This window comes from Streptomyces sp. NPDC001513, from assembly GCF_042894695.1.
Lineage (GTDB): Bacteria > Actinomycetota > Actinomycetes > Streptomycetales > Streptomycetaceae > Streptomyces.
In genome coordinates, this window is sequence record NZ_JBIAVU010000004.1 from 556590 (window position 1) to 577390 (window position 20801).

Here is a 20801-nt window from a genome sequence, read left to right on the forward strand (position 1 = left end):
CTGATGTCCAGCTGGGTGTAACCGTCCATTTCCCTGCGATTCAAAGGCTATCCGGCGTCTCCAGCCTCGGAGTTCGCGCAGTCCGTGTCCCTGGCCGGACGCCTGCCGGTGGTCAGGAACTCCGTGACGGCACGATTGCCGCACGCGTTGCCGTTGCCGAGGTACAGCCCGTGGCCACCCTGTTCGACGGTCACCAGGCGGGCCCGGTCACCCAGGGCCTCGCGCATCTTCAGGCCTCCGAAGAGCGGGGTCGCCGGATCGCGGCGGCTCTGGAGCATGAGGATGTCGGACGGCCCGTCGTCGGTGATCCTGGTCGGCTTCTGCGCCGGAGTGTCCTTCCAGAAGGAGCAGGGCAGCACGTTCACCGGCATGCCGGCCGTCAGCGGGTGGCGGGCACGGTCCGCGTCGACCGCGCGTTGGTACGAGGCCGTGGACGCGTTCGGCCACGCCACGTCGTTGCAGATGACGGCGACCATGAGCGCGGCGTCCGGGTCCGGGATGGGCTGGGCGAGCTCGCGCGGGAGAACGGGCTTCTTCGCCGGGTCCCCGGCCTCTTTGACGAGCCGGGCGAAGGAGGCGAAGGCGGAGTCGCTGTAGAGGGCGTTCTGCAGGGCCTGGCGCAGCCCGTTGCCGGTCAGGGGCACGCCCGGGGTCGTCGATTCCCTCGGTGCGCGGTCCAGCGCGGCCGCGAGGGACACGACGAGCGGCTCGACCTCCTCCGGCCGCCCGGCAAGCCGCAGGCCGTCCCGGTCCCGGTCGGGATGGACCGCCCAGGCCGCGAAGTCGGGGAAGCGGTCCTCGGCGCCCTGCGCCATGTTCGCCAGCCAGCCGCGGGCGACCCGCTTCGGGTCGGGGTCGCCGCTGCTGTCGAGGACCCAGCGGTCGGTGCGCTGCGGGTACTTCTGCGCGTACACGGCCCCCACGTAGGTCCCGTACGAGGTGCCCCACGCGGAGAGCCTGCGCTCGCCGAGGGCCTCGCGGAAGCGGTCCATGTCACGGACCTGGTTGGCGGTGGTGAAGCTGCGCAGCTCGGGGCCGCCGTTGCGCGCGCAGGCCTCGGCGATGCGCCGGGAGCGGGCGACGTTCTCGGTGATCTCGCCGTTCGGGCCCGGCCAGGACCGCAGGCTGGTGAGGTAGCGGTCCTCGGGGGCGAGGCCGCAGGTCGCGGTGGTGCTGGCGCCCACACCGCGCGGATCGAAGGCGACGAGGTCGTACGCGCCGCCGAGCTCCCGGCGCAGGGCGTCGCCCTTCTGCTTGAGGCGCTGTACGCCGGATCCGCCCGGGCCGCCGGGGAGCACGACGAGCGTGCCGCGGCGGGCCTCGGGGCGGTCGCTGCGGATGCGGGAGACGGCGACGGTGAGCTGCCGGCCGTCGGGGTCCGCGTAGTCGAGCGGGACCGGCAGCTCGGCGCACTCCTGGCCGGCGGGCACCTCCGGATCGGCGCAGGCGTGCCAACGGAGCTGCGGGGCGGCCGTCGTGGGCCGGGCGGCCGCGGGTGCGGCGGTCGCGGCGCCCGCGGTGGTCAGGCCGGCGGCCACGGAGGCCGCGGCGAGGGTGAGGAGCAGGGCCTTCTTCGGGTAAGTCGTCATGGCGCAAGCCTTGTTGATCTCGCGTCGGGGTCCCATCCAGCAGGCATGTCGGACCCCGGTGGGGATAACCCCCGCGCCGGCGTACGGAGATCAGGGCAGCGGGACCCCGCGGGCCGCGATCCAGAGCTCGTACCACTCCTCGTGGGTGAGGTCGGGCTCCCGTACGGCCGCGTCGCGGCAGGCGCGGATCCGGTCGGGTCGGGCGGTGCCGATGACGGGCGCGATCCCGGCGGGGTGCCGGATCAGCCACCACAGCAGCACCGTCTCGGGCGTCGTGCCCTTGCGCCGGGCCAGCTCGGCCAGCAGCTCCGCGGTGGCCCGTTCGGCCGGCGTCTGCTCGCGGCCGGTGAACCGTCCCTGCGCCAGCGCGCCCCAGGCCTGGAGGCGGATGCCGTGATCGCGGCAGTGCTCCAGCGTGCCGAACGGGAAGCCGTTGGCCGCGGCCTCGGGCGTGTTGAGCAGCACCCCGGCCTCGACCCAGTCGCGGCTGTGCAGGCTCATCTCCAGCTGGTTGGCCACCAGCGGGACGTCGAGACGCGCCTGGAGGTGGGCGATCTGCGCGGCGCCCATGTTGGACACGCCGAAGCTCCGTACGAGCCCCTGCCGGTGCAGGGACGTCAGCGCCGACGCGATCGAGTCCACGTCCGCCAGCGGATCGGGGCGGTGCAGCAGGAGCACGTCGATCACGTCGGTGCGCAGCCGGGTCAGGCTCTCCTCCACCCGCCGCGCGATGCTCTCCGCGCGGAGGTCGTAGATCCCCGGGCGGTCCGCGCCGCCGAGCCGGATCCCGCACTTGGTCTGGAGCGTGATGCGTTCGCGCAGCCCCGGCGTGCGGGCGAGCACCTCGCCGAAGACGGCCTCGGCCTTGCCGTGCCGGTAGATGTCGGCGTGGTCGAAGGCGGTGATCCCGCTGTCGAGCGCGGCGGAGATCGCCGCCTCGGCGGCATCGATGTCGCCGGGCCCGTACGCACCGGGCTCCCAGCTCCCGCCGAGGCCCATGCACCCGTACAGCACCCGGTCACCGCTCACACCCACACTCCCGTTCGCCACCACGCCCCCACCCTAGGCCCTGTCCGGGCGCGTCCGAGTGGGGTTCGCGTCGTCCGATCGGCCGTACACTCGGGCCATGGGTCGCATGGGTTCGACGAGGCAGTGCGCGCGGCACGCCTCCGCCGCGGCCGGCGCCGAGGCCCCCGAGACCCGTCGGGTCGCCCTGCACGGCCACGGCTAGCGCTCTCCTCCCTCCCCCCTCTTCCTCCGCCCGGCGCGCCACCGCTCCACGCGGTGGTCGGGGCTCTCCTGCCGGGCCGAGCCACCTCGTCGTCCTGTTGTCGTCGGACGATCGCCCCGCTCCACATCACCACCGCAGCCTCCCGGCAACCCGCCGGCGCTGCCGCCTGGCTACGGCCGCACGCCCGGGCCGAGCCCCCTCGAAGGGATCATTGTGAAGCTGAGCGAGTTGCTGGCCGGGCAGGAGCACCACGTACTCCGGGGTGACCCGGAGACGACGTCGATCACCGCCGGAACGACCTTCGACGCGGATCGGGTGATGCCGGGCTCGCTGTTCATCGCCGTGCCCGGGCACCGGGAGGGCGGCCCGGACGCCGTGTCGCCCGCCCTCGCCCGCGGAGCGGCCGCGGTACTCGTCGACGGCCGGGAGCCGACGCTTCCGGCGTCGGTGTGGCCCCCGGGTGCCTGCGCCGTGCGGGTGCCCGACACCCGCACGGCGGCCGCGGTCGTGACCTCGCGGTACTTCGGCGAGCCCGGGCGGCAGATGGACATGGTGGCGATCACCGGTACCAACGGCAAGACGTCCGTGTCGTACATGGTCGAGTCCGCCCTGCGGATCTCCGAGGGCGCGAAGGTGGGCGTCATCGGGACCGCCGGCAGCCGCATCGGCGACGAGCCGATCCCGATGCCGCGTTCGGTGCTGACCACTCCGGAGTCACCGGACCTGCAGTACCTGCTGGGCTGCATGCGCGACCGCGGCGCCGGCAGCGTGGTGCTGGAGGCCACCTCCATGGCCCTGCTGACCCACCGGGTCGACCGCACCTTCATCGATGTCGGCGTCTTCACCAATCTGACCCAGGACCATCTGGACGACCACGGCACGATGGAGAACTACCGGGACGCCAAACTCCGGCTGTTCCAGGGCCTGTGCCGGCAGGCCGTGGTCAATGCCGACGATCCCGTGGGCGCCGGGATCCGGTCGATGATGCCCGGGGCGGTGACCACGTACGCGATCGACTCCCCGGCGGACTACCGGGCCACCGGCCTCGCCGTGAGCGCTGCCGGCACGCGGTTCACCCTCCACCACGGCGGGCGCGCGTATCCGGCGTCGATCCCCGTTCCGGGGAAGTTCTCGGTGGCCAACGCGCTGGCCACCGTGGCCGCCTGTCACGTCCTGGGCCACGACCTGGGCGCCCTGGTCGACGCACTCCACCGGATGCCTCCCGTACCGGGCCGGTTCGAACGCTTCCGGACCCCGCTCGGCACCTCCGTGATCGTGGACTACGCCCACTCGCCGGATTCCCTCGACAAGGTCCTGACCACCATCCGCGGTTTCGCGCGCGGCCGGGTCGTCACCGTCTTCGGCTGCGGCGGGGACCGTGACACCACCAAGCGGGCCGACATGGGGAGGATCGCCGGAACCCACTCCGACCTCTGTGTCCTCACCTCGGACAACCCCCGCACCGAAGACCCCGAGGCCATCCTGGACCAGGTCGCCCCGGGCCTCGTGGCGACCGGCACCCCCTTCGAGCGCTTCGCCGACCGCCGCCGGGCGATCGAGTTCGCCCTGTCGGCCGCGGGTCCCGAGGACGTCGTCCTGATCGCCGGAAAGGGCAGCGAGCCCTACCAGATCGTGGGCGAGGCGCTGATCCCCTTCAGCGACATGTCCACGGTGCGCGAACTCTCCGCGTCCCGCATCCCTTCAGACCCGGGCCGATGCACGGTCTGACCGGCGGATACTCAATGATGTCCGCATGGAAAGACACATGGAGACCCGGCGGAGACCGTCCGGCCGCCGGTTCGGCCGCGCGGCGGCGACCCTGAGCCTGCTGACCTCGGTGGTGGCGTGTACGTCCGCGCAGGCGCCGGCTCCGCTCCCGGGCGCCGGGAGCGGGGACGAGGTCTCCGTCGCGACCTGGAACATGTGCGGCGTGCGGCAGTGGGGCTGTGAGGAGACCGGCAGCCCGAAGGACAAGTTCCAGCAGCTGCGCGACCTGGTCGGCGATTCCGGCGTACGCGTCCTGCTCCTGCAGGAGGTGTGCTCGGAGGACCTGCTGTCCTCGGCCGTGCGCCTGGGTCCGGAGTGGCACTCCGTCTTCGAGCCGTACGCCGACGTGGACGCGGCGGGCCGGCGCACCGCCGTCGACTGCACCGGGCAGGGGCGCGGCCAGGCCGGCTACGGACTGCTGGCGGCCTCCCGGCTCACCGATGTGGAGGTGGTCCCGAGCGAGCAGCCGACGGTGGGCCTGCACCGCGGGATCCTGTGCGCGCGGGTCCCGGCCCAGGGGCTGCGGGTGTGCAACGCGCACCTGTCGCTGCGGGAGAGCGACGGCGAGCACCCCGACTGGGACTTCCGCGACGACCAGCTGGGCTCGCTGTTCGCCACCGCGGCGACCGACTCCCGTACGGTCTTCGGCGGGGACTTCAACGCTCCGCCGCCGGTGGGCAGCCGGAACACCTCCGCCTGGATCTGGCCGTCGGAGGCCTACGACACGTTCCGCGAGTGCGATCAGAAGGGCGACTCCCGCAAGGGCCGCGCCACGCACAAGGACGGCACGAAGATCGACTACCTCTTCACGCTGCTGCCCCGCACCGGATGCGAGGTGGTGGACACGAAGGCCTCCGACCACCGGCCGCTGGTGATGCGGGTGAGTCGTCCCGCCGCCGATCCGTCGGCCACTCCCTCCGTTCCCTCCGCTTCCTCCGCCGATCCCGGCGTCAGTAGCGAGAGTTGAAGTAGTTGCCCTGCTGGGCGGGCACGGTGTAGCCGTTCACCGAGGTGAAGGGGACGGCCGTCCACGGGGAGGCGTTGCCGACCGCGTCCACCGCGATGGCCTCGACGAAGTGGTCGCCCTCGTTCCAGGCCCAGCCCGACTCCCAGACCCAGCTGCCGTCGGACCTCACCTCGCAGGTGCCCAGGGTCACGCCGCCCTCCTGGAAGTCCACGCGCACGGCGCCGGGGGCGAAGCCGGCGAAGCCGACGGCGGGGCCCTGCACCTGCTGGTGGGCGGCCGGGGCCGTCACCGAGAGCGCGAGGGGCTGGGCCGGCCTCGGCGGGGGCGCAGGCGCCGGTACGTACTCGGGCAGGGGCTCGGAGGCGTGCTCGACGGCGGTGAAGACCACTTCGGCGCGCTCGGTCTGGTAGTTGTTCGCGTCCGCGGCGAAGAGCCGGACGACGTGTCGCCCCTTGGGCCACGGGCTGGTGCGCTCCCAGACCCAGGTGCCGTCGGCGGCGACGGGGGCGGAGCCCTTGTGCTTGCCGTCCTGCCAGAAGCTGACGCGGACGGCGCCCCGGGCGGTCCCGGTGAAGCGGACGGTGTTCGCGGGGACCCGGTCCTCCGGCGCCGGCGTCAGCACCACCGGCTTGGGGAAGGCATCGCCGCTCTGCACCAGGGAAGTCTGCGTCAGGTACGCGTCGATGGCCGACGTGTCGCGCTCCGGCTGTTCGAAGCCGTTGCGGACCATGCCGAACCGTGGGGCGATGCCCTCGACGAGGAGGTTCAGCAGCCCGATCAGAGTGGGGAGGTTGCGCAGCGTGACCTTCCCGTGGTCGGTGATGAGAGGAGAGTCGTTGTAGACGAAGTTGAAGTTCTCGCGCCCCTGGAACAGCGGGATGAACGGCTCCACTTGACGTGCGTACTGCTCGTCCTGGGGTGACGTGATCACGTAGATGTTCGCCGCGGGGTTGGCGCCGCTGCGCACCAGATCCGGGAGGACCGAGTCGAGGATGCGGACGTTCTGCTCCGTCGCCTCGCCCATCATCACCCGGACCGCGTCGGGGTTGCCCTCGTGGACGCGGGTTCCGATCTGGAACTGGGGCACGCTGGCCACGATGTTCCTGAAGCCGTACTTCAGCCCGAAGAAGAGGGCCGCGCTGCCGCCCTTGGAGCTGCCGAACATGGTCACTTCGTTCGGCGAGAGGGAGAGGGCGTTCATGACACGGGAGATGAGCCCCGCGACGGACTGCTCCAGAGAGAAGTCCATCCCCTTGCACAGGTAGTAGGTGTTCGCGCCGTCGAAGAGGTCACGGACCCACAGGATGTTCGACCGGAGCAGGTCGAGCTTTCCTGTCGCCCAGCCCCACTCACCGGGCGCGTAACGGTTCGCGAAGACCACGACCAGGTGGCGGTTGCCCTTCCTCGCGTGGGAGAACTTGTACTCGACGGGCACCGCCCCGGAGGTGTCCACGCCGGTGAAGACGCGGCGCGCGTTCTGGGCTGCTGCCTTAGACATGCTCGGAATCCATTCTTCTCACCGGCTGGCGCGGCACCTGGCCGAGGGTGCCTCCGTTCCAGGGACCTGGCTGACCGGGCTGGCCCGCCGGACCCGCCTGGCCCGCACCGCGGCCACCCGCCGCGCCGACGGCCGGCGCCTGGGCCCGCGCGGGGTCGAGGTCTCCTCCGGCGATCAGGATGCGGTCGGTCAGCCTGGCCGAGGCGTAGCCGTCGTCCAGATCGCAGAACTCCTGCTGGAACCAGCGGTAGCGGGCGGCGTAGCCGTGCTGGATGCGGTCGATGTTGCGGATCGCCCCGATCAGCTCGGGGGAGGTGTACACGAGCGGGCCGGGGGCGGACTGCTCGAAGTCGAAGTAGAAGCCGCGCAGGGTGTCCCGGTAGTGGTCCAGGTCGTACGTGAAGAAGAGGATCGGCCGCCCGGTGTTGACGAAGTCGAACATCAGGGAGGAGTAGTCCGTGATCATCACGTCGGTGATGAGCGAGAGGTCCGCCATGTCCGGGTAGTCGGACACGTCGTAGACGAAGCCGTCGCCGGCGCCGGGCACCGGGTCCACCACGTTGGGGTGGCGCCGCACGAGCAGGACGTGGTCGTGGCTCAGCTGCGCCTTGGCCTCGTCGAGGTCGATGCGGAAGTCGAGCTTGTACTTTCCGGGTGCGTAGAACTGGTCGTCGCGCCAGGTCGGCGCGTACATGATGACCTTCTTGCCCGGCGGGAGCCCGATGCGGTGGCGGACCTCCGCGGCCCGTCGGCCGGAGTCCGCCCGGCGCAGGACGTCGTTGCGCGGATAGCCGCTCTCGACCATCTCGCCCGGGAACTGGAACGCCCGCTTGAGGATCGGGGTGCTGAAGCTGTTCGGGGACACCAGCATGTCCCAGTTCTGCACCTCCTTCTCCACGCGTTCCAGGTACCGCTTGTCCGCGAAGTGCACGGCCTCGATGTCGTGCCCGATGCGCTTGAGCGGAGTGCCGTGCCAGGTCTGCACCACGACCTGGCCGTCCCGCTTCTGGAACCAGTCGGGCAGGTGGTTGTTGGCGACGATGTACCGCGCGCGGCCCATGGCCTCGTACCAGTCGGGCGACCACATGCGGACGGGACGTGCGGTGGGCGGTACGGCGACCTGGTCGTCGCGCACCACCCACAGGTGTTCGAGGTCCACGCCGCGGCGGACCATCTCCTCGTGCAGGGCGCGGGGGCTGTCGGAGTACTGGGTGCCCTTGAAGGCGTCGAACAGCACCGCCTGCGTCACGGGCTTGCGACGTGCCTCCGGGTACGTCTTGGTGCGCATCAGCTTCTGTCGGTACGGCCCGCGGGCCTCGTCCGGCATGGCCGAGTGGACCAGGAGCGAGAGCCTGTCGTAGGCCTCGGCCTGGAGCTCGTAGCGCCGCTCGTCGCTGGTCATCTCGCTGGGGAAGGCGGGGATCAGCTCCTGCGTCATCTTGACCATGAGGTCGTTGGAGCGGTTCTCCGCGGTGACGGCGGACGGGTCGTGGCGGCGCAGGAAGAAGTCCCAGCGGCCGGAGGCCAGCGGCACCTCTCCGGCCAGGGTGTGCATCGCCGCAGGAGTGACGAGGAAGCGGAACTCCTCGCCGTACCAGGTGATCGGGACCACGCGCTCCGCGCCGTGGGCCCGGGAGCGTACGACGATGTGCGCCGCGGCGAACTCGGACGAGTCGAGCCTGTCCTGGGCGGCGTAGCCGACGGCGACCTCGAGGGAGCCGTCGGGGCGCCAAGTGACCGACTTGGCCAGCGGCAGGGTGTCGCGCTCGAACAACACCACGTAGCCGGAGCCGTTGCGGTGCACGAAGACCTCGCGGTCCCCGCGCTCGGTCTGCAGTCCGGCCGGCATCCGGTAGTGGCCGTCGGTGGCGTCCTCCGCCATGACGGGGTAGATGGCCGCCGCGCGTCCCTCGACGTGCAGGGTGGTCTTCCAGCCGTTGGCGCCGGTGTTCCAGGTTTCCGGGACACCGTCGGAGCCGTTGGTGCGGTGGCCGGGGACGAGCGCCTTGGCCGGGATGCGGGTGACGAAGGTGTACCAGCCCTCGCCGCCCGGCTGGAACTGGACCCACGCGTCGTGCCGGCCGGCGCCGCCCATGCTGGTGACCCGGAACTTGCCCCACTCGGGGAGCTTCGGACCGAGGTAGACGCCGCCGAGTTCGAGATTGTCACCGACCATGCGGTGCCGGGTGATGCGGCAACGCACCGTCTCCACGCGGAGCTTGAGCTTTCCTTGCAGGAAGAGCGGGACCACGCGGACGTTCTTGTCCACATACCGGTAGGGCGGGTTGGCCGCACTGCCCGCCCCGCCCCGGGCTATGCCCTTGTAGCGGAAGAGCCCGCGGCTCAGGACGCCGGCCGCCACGTCCCAGGTCCCCTCGGCCCATTCGCCCTTGCGCTTGAGGCGGGAGACGTCGAAGCGGATCTGGAATCCGGACCAGTCGTAGCAGTAGCGGTTCTGCTGGGAGTACTCGGTGGCCTGCGGGTAGTAGGTGCTCTTCGCCTTGGCGACGACCACCCGGCCCTGCTTCTTGTTCCGCAGCGCGATCGCCTTCATCGACATGTGCCGCTTGTGCACGTTGATGAAACGGACGTACGCGGATCCCTCGAGGGTCAGGTGGTCGGAGTCGTCCCAGCGCGCGGACGACAGCGAGCCGTGCAGCGAGAGTTCCTTGTCGAGCCGGTAGGCGCTCTTGTCCAGGCCGATCGAACGGTCCCCGAGATAGGGGTAGTTGAGGTAGCGGTGGAAGCGCCGCTGCACGGGCAGGGGGCCGCCCTTGCGCTCGAACTCGACGACGTCGAGCAGCTCTTTGAGCCGGCCCTCGCGCACCAGGAGCCACTTCACCCGGGCGTCGGCGGGCAGTTCGTGGATGATGTCCGCGTCGGCCTCGTCGAGGAAGTCGTTCGCCCACTGCATGAAGGCGTCCCGGTACTCCTCGTCGGCGTCCGGCAGCACCTTCAGGTGCAGCATCAAGTCCGACTTCAGGCAGGCGAGATCGTACTTGCGCTTGTGGTCGGAGTAGGAACGCGCACGGTGTCCGGCGAGGAAGCGGCTGACCGACTGCACCGCGGCGACACGGTCCTGGAGGTTGCTGAACTCGGTGTGCCGCTGGGTGATGGAGGGCGCGGCGCCGCCCTCGCGCCGGCGCCAGAAGTAGACGATGTCGGTGAGGATGTCGACCTTGGCGGCCCGGAAGTGGGCGAACATGTTGACCCAGGAGTCCTCGTACATCACGCCCTCGGGGAACGCGATGTAGTGGTAGTCCCAGAAGGACCGCCGGAAGACCTTGTTCCAGACCGTGCGGTCATAGATGAGGTCGGGCAGCCTGGTGATGTGCGTGCCGCGCTTGTTGCTGCGCATGGGCGCCTTGTGCAGCGGGGACTGCCACCTCTTGGTGGAGTTCATCATCTGCACGTTGCCGGAGACGAAGTCGGAGCCGGAGGCTTCGAGGGTCCGCACGAGCAACTCGTAGGCGTACTCGGGTATCACGTCGTCGCCGTCGACGAACGCGAGGAACTCCGCCTGGGGGTGGGCGGCGCGGATGCCGACGTTCCTGGCGTGACCCGGTCCCATCGACTCCTGGCGCAGCAGCCGGAACCGCGGGTCCCGGCGGGCGAAGTCCGCGGCGATGGCGGTCGAGGAGTCGGTTGAGCCGTCGTCGACCATGATCACTTCAAGGTCGCGGAACGTCTGCCTGGCTATCGACTCGAGGCACTCCTCGAGATAGATCTCGACGTCCTGAAAGGGCACGACGACGCTCAGGCGGGGCATACCTGCCACTCAGAAAACTCCTTGGTAGACACACTTCTCACAGCGCGCCGGGAATCGACGCGGCGCACGGCCAGACCCGCCCCTGAATCTGGTCACCCACCGCTCCCCGCGCACTCGACCCTCCCCCACCCCTCGACCCGCACACTTATGCGACCCTCACAGGGTGTGCGCAGCGTAGGGCAACTGCGCAACGGCGAGCAAGTATTCACAAGCGCGCAAGCCTCTCAAAGCTTCACGTTTGCGAAGGAGCGGCCGTACGCAAAGCGCACCGAAGAGGCCAACTCCCCTCCGGTTCGGGGCGACGCGTGAGAACACGGACCGTTACCGGCCGGAACGCCCGCGCGCCCGGTGAGCTAGGTCACCCCACACGGCACCAGGGGTCGAACGCGAGACCCGCGTCCATGAGGTCCTGCCGGGCGATCCGCAGGCCACCGTCCGTGTCGATCATCGCGATCGTGACCGCGCCACGGGCGTCGAGGGCGATGGCCGGCAACCCGGCACACCGGTCCCCCACCGGAGCCCACCAAGCGCCGTACTGCTCACCCTCCGTGGGATAGGCGGCGATCTCGGGGCACCCCTCGGCTCCCCGCTGGAGGAGCACGGTGCAGTCGTAGCCGTTGATGCGCGTACGGGTGATGCCCACCGGACCGGCGCCGCCCGCCCCGCCCAGCGGCATGGGCACGCGGGGTGCTCCGGCGGGGGCCATCGGCCGGTAGGCGATCACGCCGCCGTCCGCCGGGTGGCGCCAGAAGTACGTGCCGGTGCCGGGGCCCGTCTCGTGGGAGCTGAACGTCCCTTCGACGGCGTCCGCCTGCATGCGCCCGAGCCACCGGAAGGTGTTGCCTGGCCTGTCCTGGCTCCAGTACGAGGCGCCGCCCCGGAAGGGAGCGAGGAACTCGGCCCGCCCCTGGGCCGTGACCAGGGGGACGACGGCACCTCGTGCCCATTTGCCCTGATAGTCGGCCCAATTGCCCCATTTGCCGTCGGCGCCCCGAGTTCGGCCGCGTACGCCGACCCCGAACCGGGTGGCGACGACGTGGAGCGAACCGGCGCCGTCGGGCAGCACCATCGGGTCTCCCAGAGGAGCCGGGGCCTCGCCCTCAGGTTCCCGCTCCGGGAACGGGTTGCCCAGGGCACGCCAGTCGCCGAGCGGGCGGCCCGTCTGGTACTGGGCGGCGATGACCAGCTCGCGGCCACCCGGCGCACCGTCCCGGTAGCGGGTGCCGGCGAACCAGACGAATCCGCCTGCGTCCTGGGCCAGGGTGAACCGGCCCGCCCATCCCTCCACCGGGAACAGGTCTGGCCCGTGCCAGACGTCCGAGCCTGGGGCCGACTCGGTCCAGCGCACCAGGCCCTCGGCGCAGCTCGCGTAGGCGGTCAGCCGGCCGTCGCGCCCCAGGAGGAGCCAACCCCGGGCCGCGAACCCGCCGTCGGCCGCCTCGGCTATCCCGGAGCCCGGAACCGCGGGCGTGGCGGAGGTGACACCCCGGCCCGCTTCCGCGCGTTCGCGTCGCGCCATGTCCTGCCCACTCCTGCCCGTTCTCATCCCATTTGCCCGGCCCGGCCCTGCGGCCGTGGGCAATCCACGGCAGGGCGCCGACCTGTCGCCGCCGGTGGCGGACGTCCGGGACGGCTCCCGGCCCGGTGCAATCTAGCCTGTCCGCGCCGCCGGCCCCGAGGCGGACCCGTAGATTCCGTGGTCGGCCCCGTCGCCCCGGACGGCCTCGCCCGCCCTCACACCACCCCCGGTCCCGGCCGAGGGGCGTTGTCAGACCCCTGCGAGAGGATCATCCACATGACGATCCTTCCCGCCGATGAGGCGTTGTCCAGCATGCCCGGCCTGCCCGAAATGCCTCGCGTGTCCAGCCAGGCCGACTACCGTGCCGCGCTCCGGCAGTTGCGCGAGGCGTCCCACGCCTACTACGGCGGCGAGAACACCTCGCTGGACGACGCCGCTTACGACGGGCTGCGCCTGTCCGTGCTCGCCTGGGAAGCGGAGCACCCGGACGAGGTCGCCCAGGACTCCCCGACCGGCCTGGTCGGTGACGGCGCCGCGCCGGTCGGCGACATAGCGCACACCACGCGGCTGCTCAGCCTCGACAACGTCTTCGACCCGGCCGGCCTGGTGGCGTGGGAGGCCTCGCTCCAGCGCCGCCTGGGCCACGCGCCGGCCGGCGGGTTCACGGTCGAGCCGAAGATGGACGGAGCGGCCGTCGCCGCCCGCTACCGCGCCGGGCGGCTGGAGCAGATCATCACCCGCGGCAACGGCACGCACGGCGAGGACGTCAGCCACGTCATCGGCACCATCGAGGGGCTGCCCGAGCAACTGCCCGTGCCGGCGACGTTCGAAGTGCGCGGCGAGGTCCTGTTCACACAGGCGCAGTTCGAGAACGCGAACGAGGTCCGCACCGCCCACGGCGCACAGGTCTTCGCGAACCCGCGCAACGGCACGGCCGGCACCCTGCGCGCGAAGGACCGTCCGTACCGGCTCGCGATGACGTTCTGGGCGTACGGGGCGGTCGAGCTCGACGGGGTCGCCTTCGCGCCCTCCGGGGCCACGCACGCCGAGGTCCTGGCCGCCGTCGCGGAGGCCGGAGTCCAGACGACGGCCGGCACACCCGCCGGTCTGCACGTGGTCGCGACCCTCGCAGAGGCGCAGCAGAAGGTCGACGGGATCGCCGCGCTGCGCCCCGCCCTGCCCTTCGGCATCGACGGGGTGGTGATCAAGGCGAACGACGCGGCCGAGCAGGCGGCGGCCGGTTTCGGCAGCAGGTTCCCGTACTGGGCGATCGCCTTCAAGCTCCCGGCGGTCGAGCGGCAGACGGTACTGCGGGAAGTGGTCTGGGACGTGGGCCGGACCGGCGTACTGGCCCCGACGGCCGTACTCGAACCGGTGGACATCGACGGATCCACGGTCACCCGGGCCACCCTGCACAACCCGGCGGACATCCGGCGCCGTGACCTCCACATCGGCGACACCGTGACGGTCTACAAGGCGGGCGACATCATCCCCCGCGTCCAGGCCGCAGTCATCGGCCGCCGGCCGGCCGGGGCGCAGGAGGTGCCGCTGCCCACCGCGTGCCCGAACTGCGGTGGGGAGATCAACAAGGAGCAGGAGCGGTGGCGGTGCGCGAAGGGCACCGGGTGCGCGCTGCCCGCACTGATCGAGTACGCCGCCGGCCGCGACATGCTCGACATCGACGGCCTGGGCAGGACGTACGTCAACGCCCTCATCGAGTCCGGTGACGTCACCGACGTCGCCGACCTGTTCACCCTCACCGAGGAGCAGCTCACCGCCGCCTCCGGCAGTGCCAAGCGGGGAGCGAAGCTGGCCGAGCAGATCGCCGCCGCCAGGTCCCGGCCGCTCAGCCGCGTCTTCTGCGCCCTGGGCGTGCTCGGTACCGGGCGCAGCATGTCCCGCCGCATCGCCGCGAACTTCGGCACGATGGACGCCATCCGGCAGGCCGACGCCGCCGAGATGCAGGAAGTCGAGGGCATCGGGCCGGAGAAGGCCCCGGTCGTCGTGGAGCAGGTCGCCTCGCTGGCCCAGGTCATCGACAAACTGGCCGCGGCCGGGGTCAACATGACGGAACCGCGGCAGCCTCAGGCTGCCGCGGAGGGCCCGCTGGCGGGACAGACCGTCGTCGTCACCGGCAAGATGAGCGGCCCGCTGGAGAACATGGGGCGCTCGGAGATGAACGCGCTGGTCGAGAAGGCCGGTGGCCGGGCGGGCAGCAGCGTCAACTCCAAGACCACGTACCTGGTCTGCGCGCCGTCCGCGAACGGGAAGCCGAGTTCCAAGGCCGTGAAGGCGGCGGAGCTGGGGGTCACGGTCCTCACTCCGGAGGCCTTTGCCGAACTCGTCGCGGACTGCCTCGACTGACCGGGGTCGGTCAGTACACGAGCTTGTAGCTGACGTCCTTGGGGACAGGGGCCGGGGCGGTGTCCGTGTAGAGGAGCCGGATCTTCGTGAAGCGCTGCACGTCGGGACGGTCCGGCCAGGGTTCCGGGCTGCTCAAGGTCACCGTCACCGGGTAGGACCGGAAACGGCCCGCCGCGCAGTAGGGCTTGCAGTCGTTCACCATGTCGGTGCCCGTGGCCGTCGCGGTCCGCGGGCCCCAGGTGTCCCAGCGGAGCCGTACGAGACGGTTGTTGCCGTCGCCGCAGGCCAGCAGGTACTCCTCGGGGCGTACCTGGGGCTTCGAGAAGCAGTCCACGACCACGAGCGGCTCCGGCGCGGGAGCCGGCAGGGCCCGGGGCTGCGCAGCGGCCGGTACGGTGCCCGCCGCGAGCGCCGCGGCCGCGCAGAGCAGAGTGGCGGTCCGCATCCTGGCCCAAGGGCCTCGGACGCGCCGGCCGTCTCCTGATGCGTCCACGACGTCCTCCTCGCCCGTCGGTCCCAGCTTCGGCGCTGAGATCATGCCCAGCTTCCCCCATCCGGCCGAGCCTCGCATCCGCAGGGCCCGGGAGGCGGGCGGGGACGGGGTCCTGGCCGGCGTACTACCTGGGGAGTACGCCGGAAACGCTACGCCGGGGTGACGCGGGTGAGAGCGGGCGCGGTCTAGCGTGGCCGTATGGACGAGCTGCGCGAGCGCCCGGGTCCCCCGTGGCGCAGATGGGTGGAGCGGACCGGGCGGGGCCCGGCCTGGCGCTCCGCGCTGCTCGTCGCCGTCTTCGCGCAGGTCGGCGCGGGATGGGCCGCGCACGCGCAGAGCGGGCGGGTGGCCCTGGACGGCTTCGCGCGGCTCCTGCTGCTGCTCGGGCCCGCGCTCCTCGTGGCGCGGCACCGCCATCCGGTGGCCGTGGTGTACGCGGTCAGCGCGGTGACCCTGGTCTACATCGGCGCCGGGTACCCCTACGGCCCCGTCTTCCTCAGCCTGGCTGTGGCCTGCTTCGCGGCCGTCGTCGCGGGCCGCCGGAGAGCCGCCTGGGGGGCCGTCGGCCTGCTCTGGGCCGGGCACCTGCTGATCGGCCACTGGCTGTACCGGTGGCTCCCGCCCGCCGGGGACGGACCGGCGCCGTGGTCGCAGGAGTTGGCCGTCACCGCGTGGGTCCTCGCGATCCTCGCCGTCTCCGAGCTGGTCCGGCTGCGGCGGGAGCAGTGGGCCCGGGAGCGGGCCGAGCGGCGGGCGGCGGAGAGACGCCGGGTGGACGAGGAGCGGCTGCGGATCGCCCGTGAACTGCACGACGTCCTCGCCCACAGCATCTCGGTGATCAATGTCCAGGCGGGGGTCGGGCTGGCCCTGCTCGACTCCGATCCCGAGCAGGCCCGTACGGCGCTGACCACCATCAAGGCGGCGAGCAAGGAAGCGCTGGGCGAGGTCCGGCAGGTCCTCGACACCCTGCGCGCCCCGGGAGAGGCGCCGCGCACCCCGGCTCCCGGCCTCGACCGGCTCGACGAGCTGGTCGAGCAGGCGGCGGCCGCCGGGCTCACCGTGGAGGTCACGGCCGAGGGAGAGGCCCGGGCGCTGGCGCCCGGAGTGGACCTGGCCGCCTTCCGGATCCTGCAGGAGGCCCTGACCAATGTCGTACGGCACTCCGGTGCGCGCACGGCCCGCATCCGCCTCGGCTGGCTGCCGCGCGCCCTGGAGCTACAGGTGGACGACGACGGTCCGGCCACGGGCAGCGCCTCGGACGGCAGCGGCAACGGTCTCGTCGGGATGCGTGAGCGCGCCTCGGCCCTGGGCGGCGGCATCGAGGCCGGACCGCGTCCGGACGGCGGTTTCCGGGTGGTCGCGAGGCTCCCGCTGACGGCGGCGACCGCCGAGGGGGATCCGTGATCCGGGTGCTGCTGGCCGACGACCAGCTCCTCGTCCGGGCCGGGTTCCGGGCCCTGCTCGACGCCCAGCCCGACATCGAGGTGGCGGGCGAGGCCGCGAACGGCGAGGAGGCCGTGCGGCTGGTGCGGGAGCTGCGGCCCGACGTGGTGCTCATGGACATCCGGATGCCGGTGCTGGACGGGCTCGAGGCCACCCGCAGGATCACCGAGGACGGGCAGCTGGCCGCCGTGCGGGTGGTCATGCTCACCACCTTCGAGCTCGACGAGTACGTCTTCGAGGCGATCCGTTCCGGTGCCTCCGGCTTCCTGGTGAAGGACACCGAGCCGGAGGAACTGCTGCGCGCGGTGCGGGCGGTGGTCGGGGGCGACGCCCTGCTGTCGCCCGGGGTCACACGCCGCCTGATCGCGGAGTTCGCGGCGCGTTCGAAACAGCCCGCCGCGGCGGCGGATCTGGGCCGGCTCACCGAGCGGGAGCGGGAGGTGATGGCGCTGGTGGGCATGGGCCTGTCCAATGAGGAGATCGCCCGCCGGCTGGTCGTCAGCCCGCTGACCGCGAAGACGCACGTCAGCCGGACGATGGTCAAGCTCGGCGCCCGGGACCGCGCGCAGCTGGTCGTCCTGGCCTACGAGTCCGGGCTGGTCCGACCCGGCTGGCTCGGCTGACCCGGCCGACCCTGTGGGCCCGACGCCCGTGGCCCGTACTCCCGCGGAAGTACCCACGGTGCAGCCGGCCGTACGACGACCCGGCACCCCTCCCGGAGCCAGTCTCGGAGTGAGACGAAGAGTCCCTGATTCCGAGGAGCTGAACCGAGATGAACACCTTCACCACCCTCGCCTACGACGGGCCCGGCCCGTGGGTCCTGTTCTTCCCGCTGATCTGGGCGGCGGTCGTCATCGGCGTCGTCACCGTCCTGCGCCGCACCGTGTGGCGCGGCCGCCGTGCGCCGTGGCAGAACCGGGCCGCGGCGTACGGCGAGCACTCGCCGATCGCGATCCTGGGGCGGCGCTTCGCCTCGGGCGAGATCGACGAGGACGAGTACTGGCGGCGGCTGTCCGTCCTGGACGAGCAGTTCGGCCGCTCCCTCAAGGACGGCCCGGCCTGACCGCACGAGACGGGCGGCGGCGGAATCACCTCCCGGCCATCCCGCCACCGCCCGCAAGCGGGCGCAAGTGCCCCGGCTGGCCCTCGGCCTAGCGGCTGGGCGCCGGCTCTTCGGCGGTGCGGAAGGGGGCGAAGGCCCGGTTGTTCTTGCAGCCGAGGTTCTCGTACGTGTTGACCTTGGTCGCCGGGTCGGTGCCGGCCAGGCGGATCTTGCAGGCCTGCTTGATGAACCGGCCCTCGACCCCGCCGGGGAAGTCGATCTCCTTGTTCCACAGGTAGGGCGACTCGTAGTTGTTGGCCCAGGCGGTGGAGTTCACGTCGATGCCGCCCGGGGCCTCGATCTCGTAGACCCATCCCGTCCTGGCCGTGCCGTAGGTGGCGAACTTCTCGGCCACCCACTTCTCGCAGCTGGTGCTGAGGTGGGCGCTGGTCTGGCCGCCGCCCTTGACGATGTACTCGGCCAGCGGGGTCAGTTGGTCGCCGCGCGGGGTGAAGCCCGCCTGGAAGAGCTCCTCGACGTTCTCGCGGGTGTCACCGCGCCACAGGGTGTTGTCGTCGACCCGCCAGTGCCAGTTCTCGGCCTCCGCCGCGGCCTCGACGGCGTAGGCGATGAAGGGGTTGGTGGTGGTGCTGAACCAGTCCCACGAGTCGAACTCGGTAACGGGCCCGCAGGGACCTGTGTCCGGGGCGGGCGCGGGGAGGGAACCTGCGGGGACGGAAGGCGCCGCGGCGGAAGGCGCGGCGGCGGCCGGGGAGATGGCGGCGGCGGAGGCGAGCGAGGCGGCGGCGAGGACCCGCAGGGCGGCCTTCAGCATGATGAGTGCCCATCAGTTGATCAACATGACGGCCCCTTTATAGCGACATGTCCCCGCACGGATCGAGGGTGGCGAAAGGTGATCACCCGGACGAGTGGGGCGGGCGCACCTGCGCAGACCGCGCCTCGGAGGATGCGGCGAGGACGGACTCGGCGACGGCCGTGCGGGCGTACAGCACCGAGCGGCCGGCCCGGTGGGCGCTGACCAGTCCCGCGGCGCGCAGGGCGGTGAGGTTCTGGGACACCCCGGCGGCCGAGAGGCCGGTGCGCCGGGCCAGTTCGGTGGTGGAGGCCGGGGAGTCCAGTTCGGTCAGCAGCAGGGTCCGGGAGCGGCCGAGCACGGCGGCCAGGGCCTCGCTCCGGGAGACGGGCCGCGATTCCCACAGCGCACCCGTGCCGCGCGCCGGATAGGCGAGCTGCGGCGGTTCCGGAGGCGTCACACGGGTGAAGGGGACCGGCTCGGTGAAGGCCGAGGGGATCAGCAGCAGCCCCGCGCCCGCCGTCGTGCGGGACAGGGGCCGGTGCCGGCGCGCCAGCCGGAGCGCGTTGTCGTCCCAGCTCACCGTCGGGTGCAGCTCGTTGAAGAGCCGGCCCGCGCCGTGCTCGGCGACCTGCCGGGCCCGGTGGAACACGTCGGCGTCGAGTACGGCGCGGATCCGCGCCCAGTAGGGCGCCAGTGCCAGCTCCCAGTACGTCTCGATCTCCTCCGCGACCCGCTCCAGGCGGGCCTGCGGTTCGGCGTACAGGCTCCGCAGCCGGGGGCCGAGGCCTCCCTGTTCGTGCCGCAGGCGGTCGAGGTCCTGGCGCACGCGGGCGGCGGGAGAGGCCCGGATCCCGGCCAGTTCCTCCGTCAGGGCGGGGGCCGGCCCGCTCGGCGCCGGATTGAGGAAGTCGGGTACGTACCCCGAGGGCGGGATCAGTTCGGCCAGCCAGCCGCGGTCGAGGCCGGCGGCCGCCAGCCGTGGCCTCACCTGCTCGGCCCACGGCCGGTGCACGGAGGACGCCGCGCCGGAGCGCAGCAGCCGGAAGCCGGGGCCGACCTGCCACATTGGCGAGACGGCGAACCGCATCTGCGCCAGATCGCTCACCGAAAACGTCAGCTCCGCCCGCACGGCCGGCCTCCCCCGAGGATTCACACATGCCTTAATCAATGGCCCGGCAGCATACACAGCGGAGAGCATCCGGGGCATGACCTCACAGACGATGACCGCGGCGGCCGCGGGTACCTGGACACTCGGCGACCTGGAGATCAACCGGATCGGTTTCGGCGCGATGCGTCTGACGCAGATCGGCGAGGCCTTCGCGGACGATGCCGTGCCCAGCGACCGCGGCCGGGCGATCGGCGTGCTGCGCCGGGCCGTCGAGCTCGGCGTGAACCACATCGACACCGCCGCGTTCTACTTCTCGCCGCTGCGCTCCGCCAACGAACTGATCAGCCGGGCGCTGGCCCCCTACCCGGAGGACCTCGTCATCACCACCAAGGTCGGGCCCGGCCGGGACCCGTCCGGGGCGTGGATCGCCCATGCCACCGCCCGCGAACTGCGCGGCCAGGTCGAGGAGAACCTGCGCCAGCTGGGCCGTGACCACCTCGACGTGGTGAACCTGCGCGTCGTCGGAAGCGATTCGATCGCCGAGCGCTTCGGAGCGCTCGCCGAGCTGCGGCAGGCGGGGCTCATCCGGCACCTGGGCATCTCCAACGTCACCCCTGAACACCTCGAAGAGGCGCGGGCCATCGCGCCGGTCGTCTGCGTGCAGAACATGTACGGCATCGGGGTGCGGCCGGAGCACGACGCGCTCCTGCGGACCTGCGGCGAACTGGGGATCGCCTTCGTCCCCTTCTACTCCATCGCGGGCGACAGGCGGCAGGCGGGTGCGGGCGGGGCCGGGGCGGGCGGGGCCGGGGCCGAGGCCGCGGAGGTGCGCGCCGTCGCGCGGGCGCACGGCGCGAGTCCGGCGCAGGTGCGGCTGGCGTGGACCCTGCAGCGGGGGGCGCACGTCCTGGCCATCCCCGGCACCGGCAATCCCGATCACCTGGAGGCGAACGTGGCGGCGGGTGCGATGCGCTTGACCGCGCAGGACTTGGCCGCGCTGGATGCCCTGCACGAGAGGGGGGCGTAGGCCGGTCGGCTGGGCGGCCGGTTGGCTGCCGCTTGGCTGCGCCGCCGGTTGGCTGCGCCGCTTGGGCTGGGTGGGGTGGGGGCCGGTTGTGGCGGGGGCGGGGGGGCGGCGGGGGGGGGGCGGGGGCCCCCCCCCGGGGGGGGGGGGGGGGAAGTAGGGCCCCGTGG

15 protein-coding genes are annotated in these 20801 nt (G+C 72.1%); 7 read left to right on the forward strand and 8 right to left on the reverse strand.

Translation table 11 applies throughout. The annotated features are described in order from the left end of the window. Positions 1-47: 47 nt before the first annotated feature. Positions 48-1589 (reverse strand): alpha/beta hydrolase, encoded by a 1542-nt coding sequence (locus tag ACFYZ4_RS11820; protein ID WP_390783800.1) that lies wholly within the window; start codon positions 1587-1589, stop codon positions 48-50. A 90-nt stretch (positions 1590-1679) separates the two neighbouring features. Then, the gene (locus ACFYZ4_RS11825) at positions 1680-2618 is read right to left on the reverse strand and encodes an aldo/keto reductase family oxidoreductase (RefSeq protein WP_390783801.1); all 939 of its coding nucleotides are present in this window, start codon (positions 2616-2618) and stop codon (positions 1680-1682) included. Between the two features lie 415 nt (positions 2619-3033). Here ACFYZ4_RS11825 and ACFYZ4_RS11830 point away from each other — a divergent pair, with 415 nt between their 5' ends. Both ACFYZ4_RS11830 and ACFYZ4_RS11835 read left to right on the forward strand, forming a co-directional pair. Beyond that, the gene (locus ACFYZ4_RS11830) at positions 3034-4548 is read left to right on the forward strand and encodes a UDP-N-acetylmuramoyl-L-alanyl-D-glutamate--2,6-diaminopimelate ligase (RefSeq protein ID WP_390783802.1); all 1515 of its coding nucleotides are present in this window, start codon (positions 3034-3036) and stop codon (positions 4546-4548) included. Positions 4549-4573: 25 nt separating this feature from the next. After that, positions 4574-5554 carry an endonuclease/exonuclease/phosphatase family protein gene (locus ACFYZ4_RS11835; protein ID WP_390783803.1) on the forward strand — a complete coding sequence of 327 codons (981 nt, stop codon included), beginning with the start codon at positions 4574-4576 and terminating at the stop codon, positions 5552-5554. On the opposite strand, the gene ACFYZ4_RS11840 is transcribed toward ACFYZ4_RS11835, so the two are convergent. The 3 genes from ACFYZ4_RS11840 to ACFYZ4_RS11850 form a co-directional block, all read right to left on the reverse strand. Beyond that, a complete protein-coding gene (locus tag ACFYZ4_RS11840) occupies positions 5538-7052 on the reverse strand; it encodes a hypothetical protein (RefSeq protein ID WP_390783804.1) in 1515 nt (504 codons plus the stop codon). The genes ACFYZ4_RS11835 and ACFYZ4_RS11840 overlap by 17 nt on opposite strands. Beyond that, a complete protein-coding gene (locus tag ACFYZ4_RS11845) occupies positions 7045-10821 on the reverse strand; it encodes a CDP-glycerol glycerophosphotransferase family protein (RefSeq protein ID WP_390783829.1) in 3777 nt (1258 codons plus the stop codon). Before ACFYZ4_RS11845 ends, ACFYZ4_RS11840 begins: the two co-directional genes overlap by 8 nt. 358 nt (positions 10822-11179) lie before the next feature. Continuing rightward, positions 11180-12340, reverse strand: coding sequence for a hypothetical protein (locus tag ACFYZ4_RS11850; protein ID WP_390783805.1), 1161 nt, complete (start codon positions 12338-12340; stop codon positions 11180-11182). 312 nt (positions 12341-12652) lie between these two features. Between ACFYZ4_RS11850 and ligA the strand changes: the two genes are divergently transcribed. After that, positions 12653-14704, forward strand: a complete 2052-nt coding sequence (gene ligA / locus ACFYZ4_RS11855) for an NAD-dependent DNA ligase LigA (RefSeq protein WP_390783830.1) — start codon at positions 12653-12655, stop codon at positions 14702-14704. Positions 14705-14714: 10 nt separating this feature from the next. On the opposite strand, the gene ACFYZ4_RS11860 is transcribed toward ligA, so the two are convergent. Continuing rightward, positions 14715-15242 carry a hypothetical protein gene (locus ACFYZ4_RS11860; protein ID WP_351304263.1) on the reverse strand — a complete coding sequence of 176 codons (528 nt, stop codon included), beginning with the start codon at positions 15240-15242 and terminating at the stop codon, positions 14715-14717. A gap of 153 nt (positions 15243-15395) precedes the next feature. Between ACFYZ4_RS11860 and ACFYZ4_RS11865 the strand changes: the two genes are divergently transcribed. The 3 genes from ACFYZ4_RS11865 to ACFYZ4_RS11875 all read left to right on the forward strand — a co-directional run bounded on the left by ACFYZ4_RS11865 (position 15396) and on the right by ACFYZ4_RS11875 (position 17703). Continuing rightward, positions 15396-16601, forward strand: coding sequence for a sensor histidine kinase (locus ACFYZ4_RS11865; RefSeq protein WP_390783806.1), 1206 nt, complete (start codon positions 15396-15398; stop codon positions 16599-16601). Next, positions 16598-17263, forward strand: coding sequence for a response regulator transcription factor (locus ACFYZ4_RS11870; protein ID WP_351304258.1), 666 nt, complete (start codon positions 16598-16600; stop codon positions 17261-17263). Before ACFYZ4_RS11865 ends, ACFYZ4_RS11870 begins: the two co-directional genes overlap by 4 nt. Before the next feature lie 149 nt (positions 17264-17412). Then, positions 17413-17703, forward strand: a complete 291-nt coding sequence (locus ACFYZ4_RS11875) for an SHOCT domain-containing protein (RefSeq protein ID WP_351304255.1) — start codon at positions 17413-17415, stop codon at positions 17701-17703. An 88-nt stretch (positions 17704-17791) separates the two neighbouring features. Here ACFYZ4_RS11875 and ACFYZ4_RS11880 read toward each other — a convergent pair whose 3' ends face one another. Further along, positions 17792-18517 (reverse strand): hypothetical protein, encoded by a 726-nt coding sequence (locus ACFYZ4_RS11880; protein WP_390783807.1) that lies wholly within the window; start codon positions 18515-18517, stop codon positions 17792-17794. Between the two features lie 82 nt (positions 18518-18599). Then, a complete protein-coding gene (locus ACFYZ4_RS11885) occupies positions 18600-19628 on the reverse strand; it encodes a DUF5937 family protein (RefSeq protein WP_390783808.1) in 1029 nt (342 codons plus the stop codon). Positions 19629-19704: 76 nt separating this feature from the next. Between ACFYZ4_RS11885 and ACFYZ4_RS11890 the strand changes: the two genes are divergently transcribed. Next, entirely contained in the window at positions 19705-20634 is a 930-nt protein-coding gene (locus tag ACFYZ4_RS11890) for an aldo/keto reductase (protein WP_390783809.1), read from the forward strand. Positions 20635-20801 lie beyond the last annotated feature (167 nt).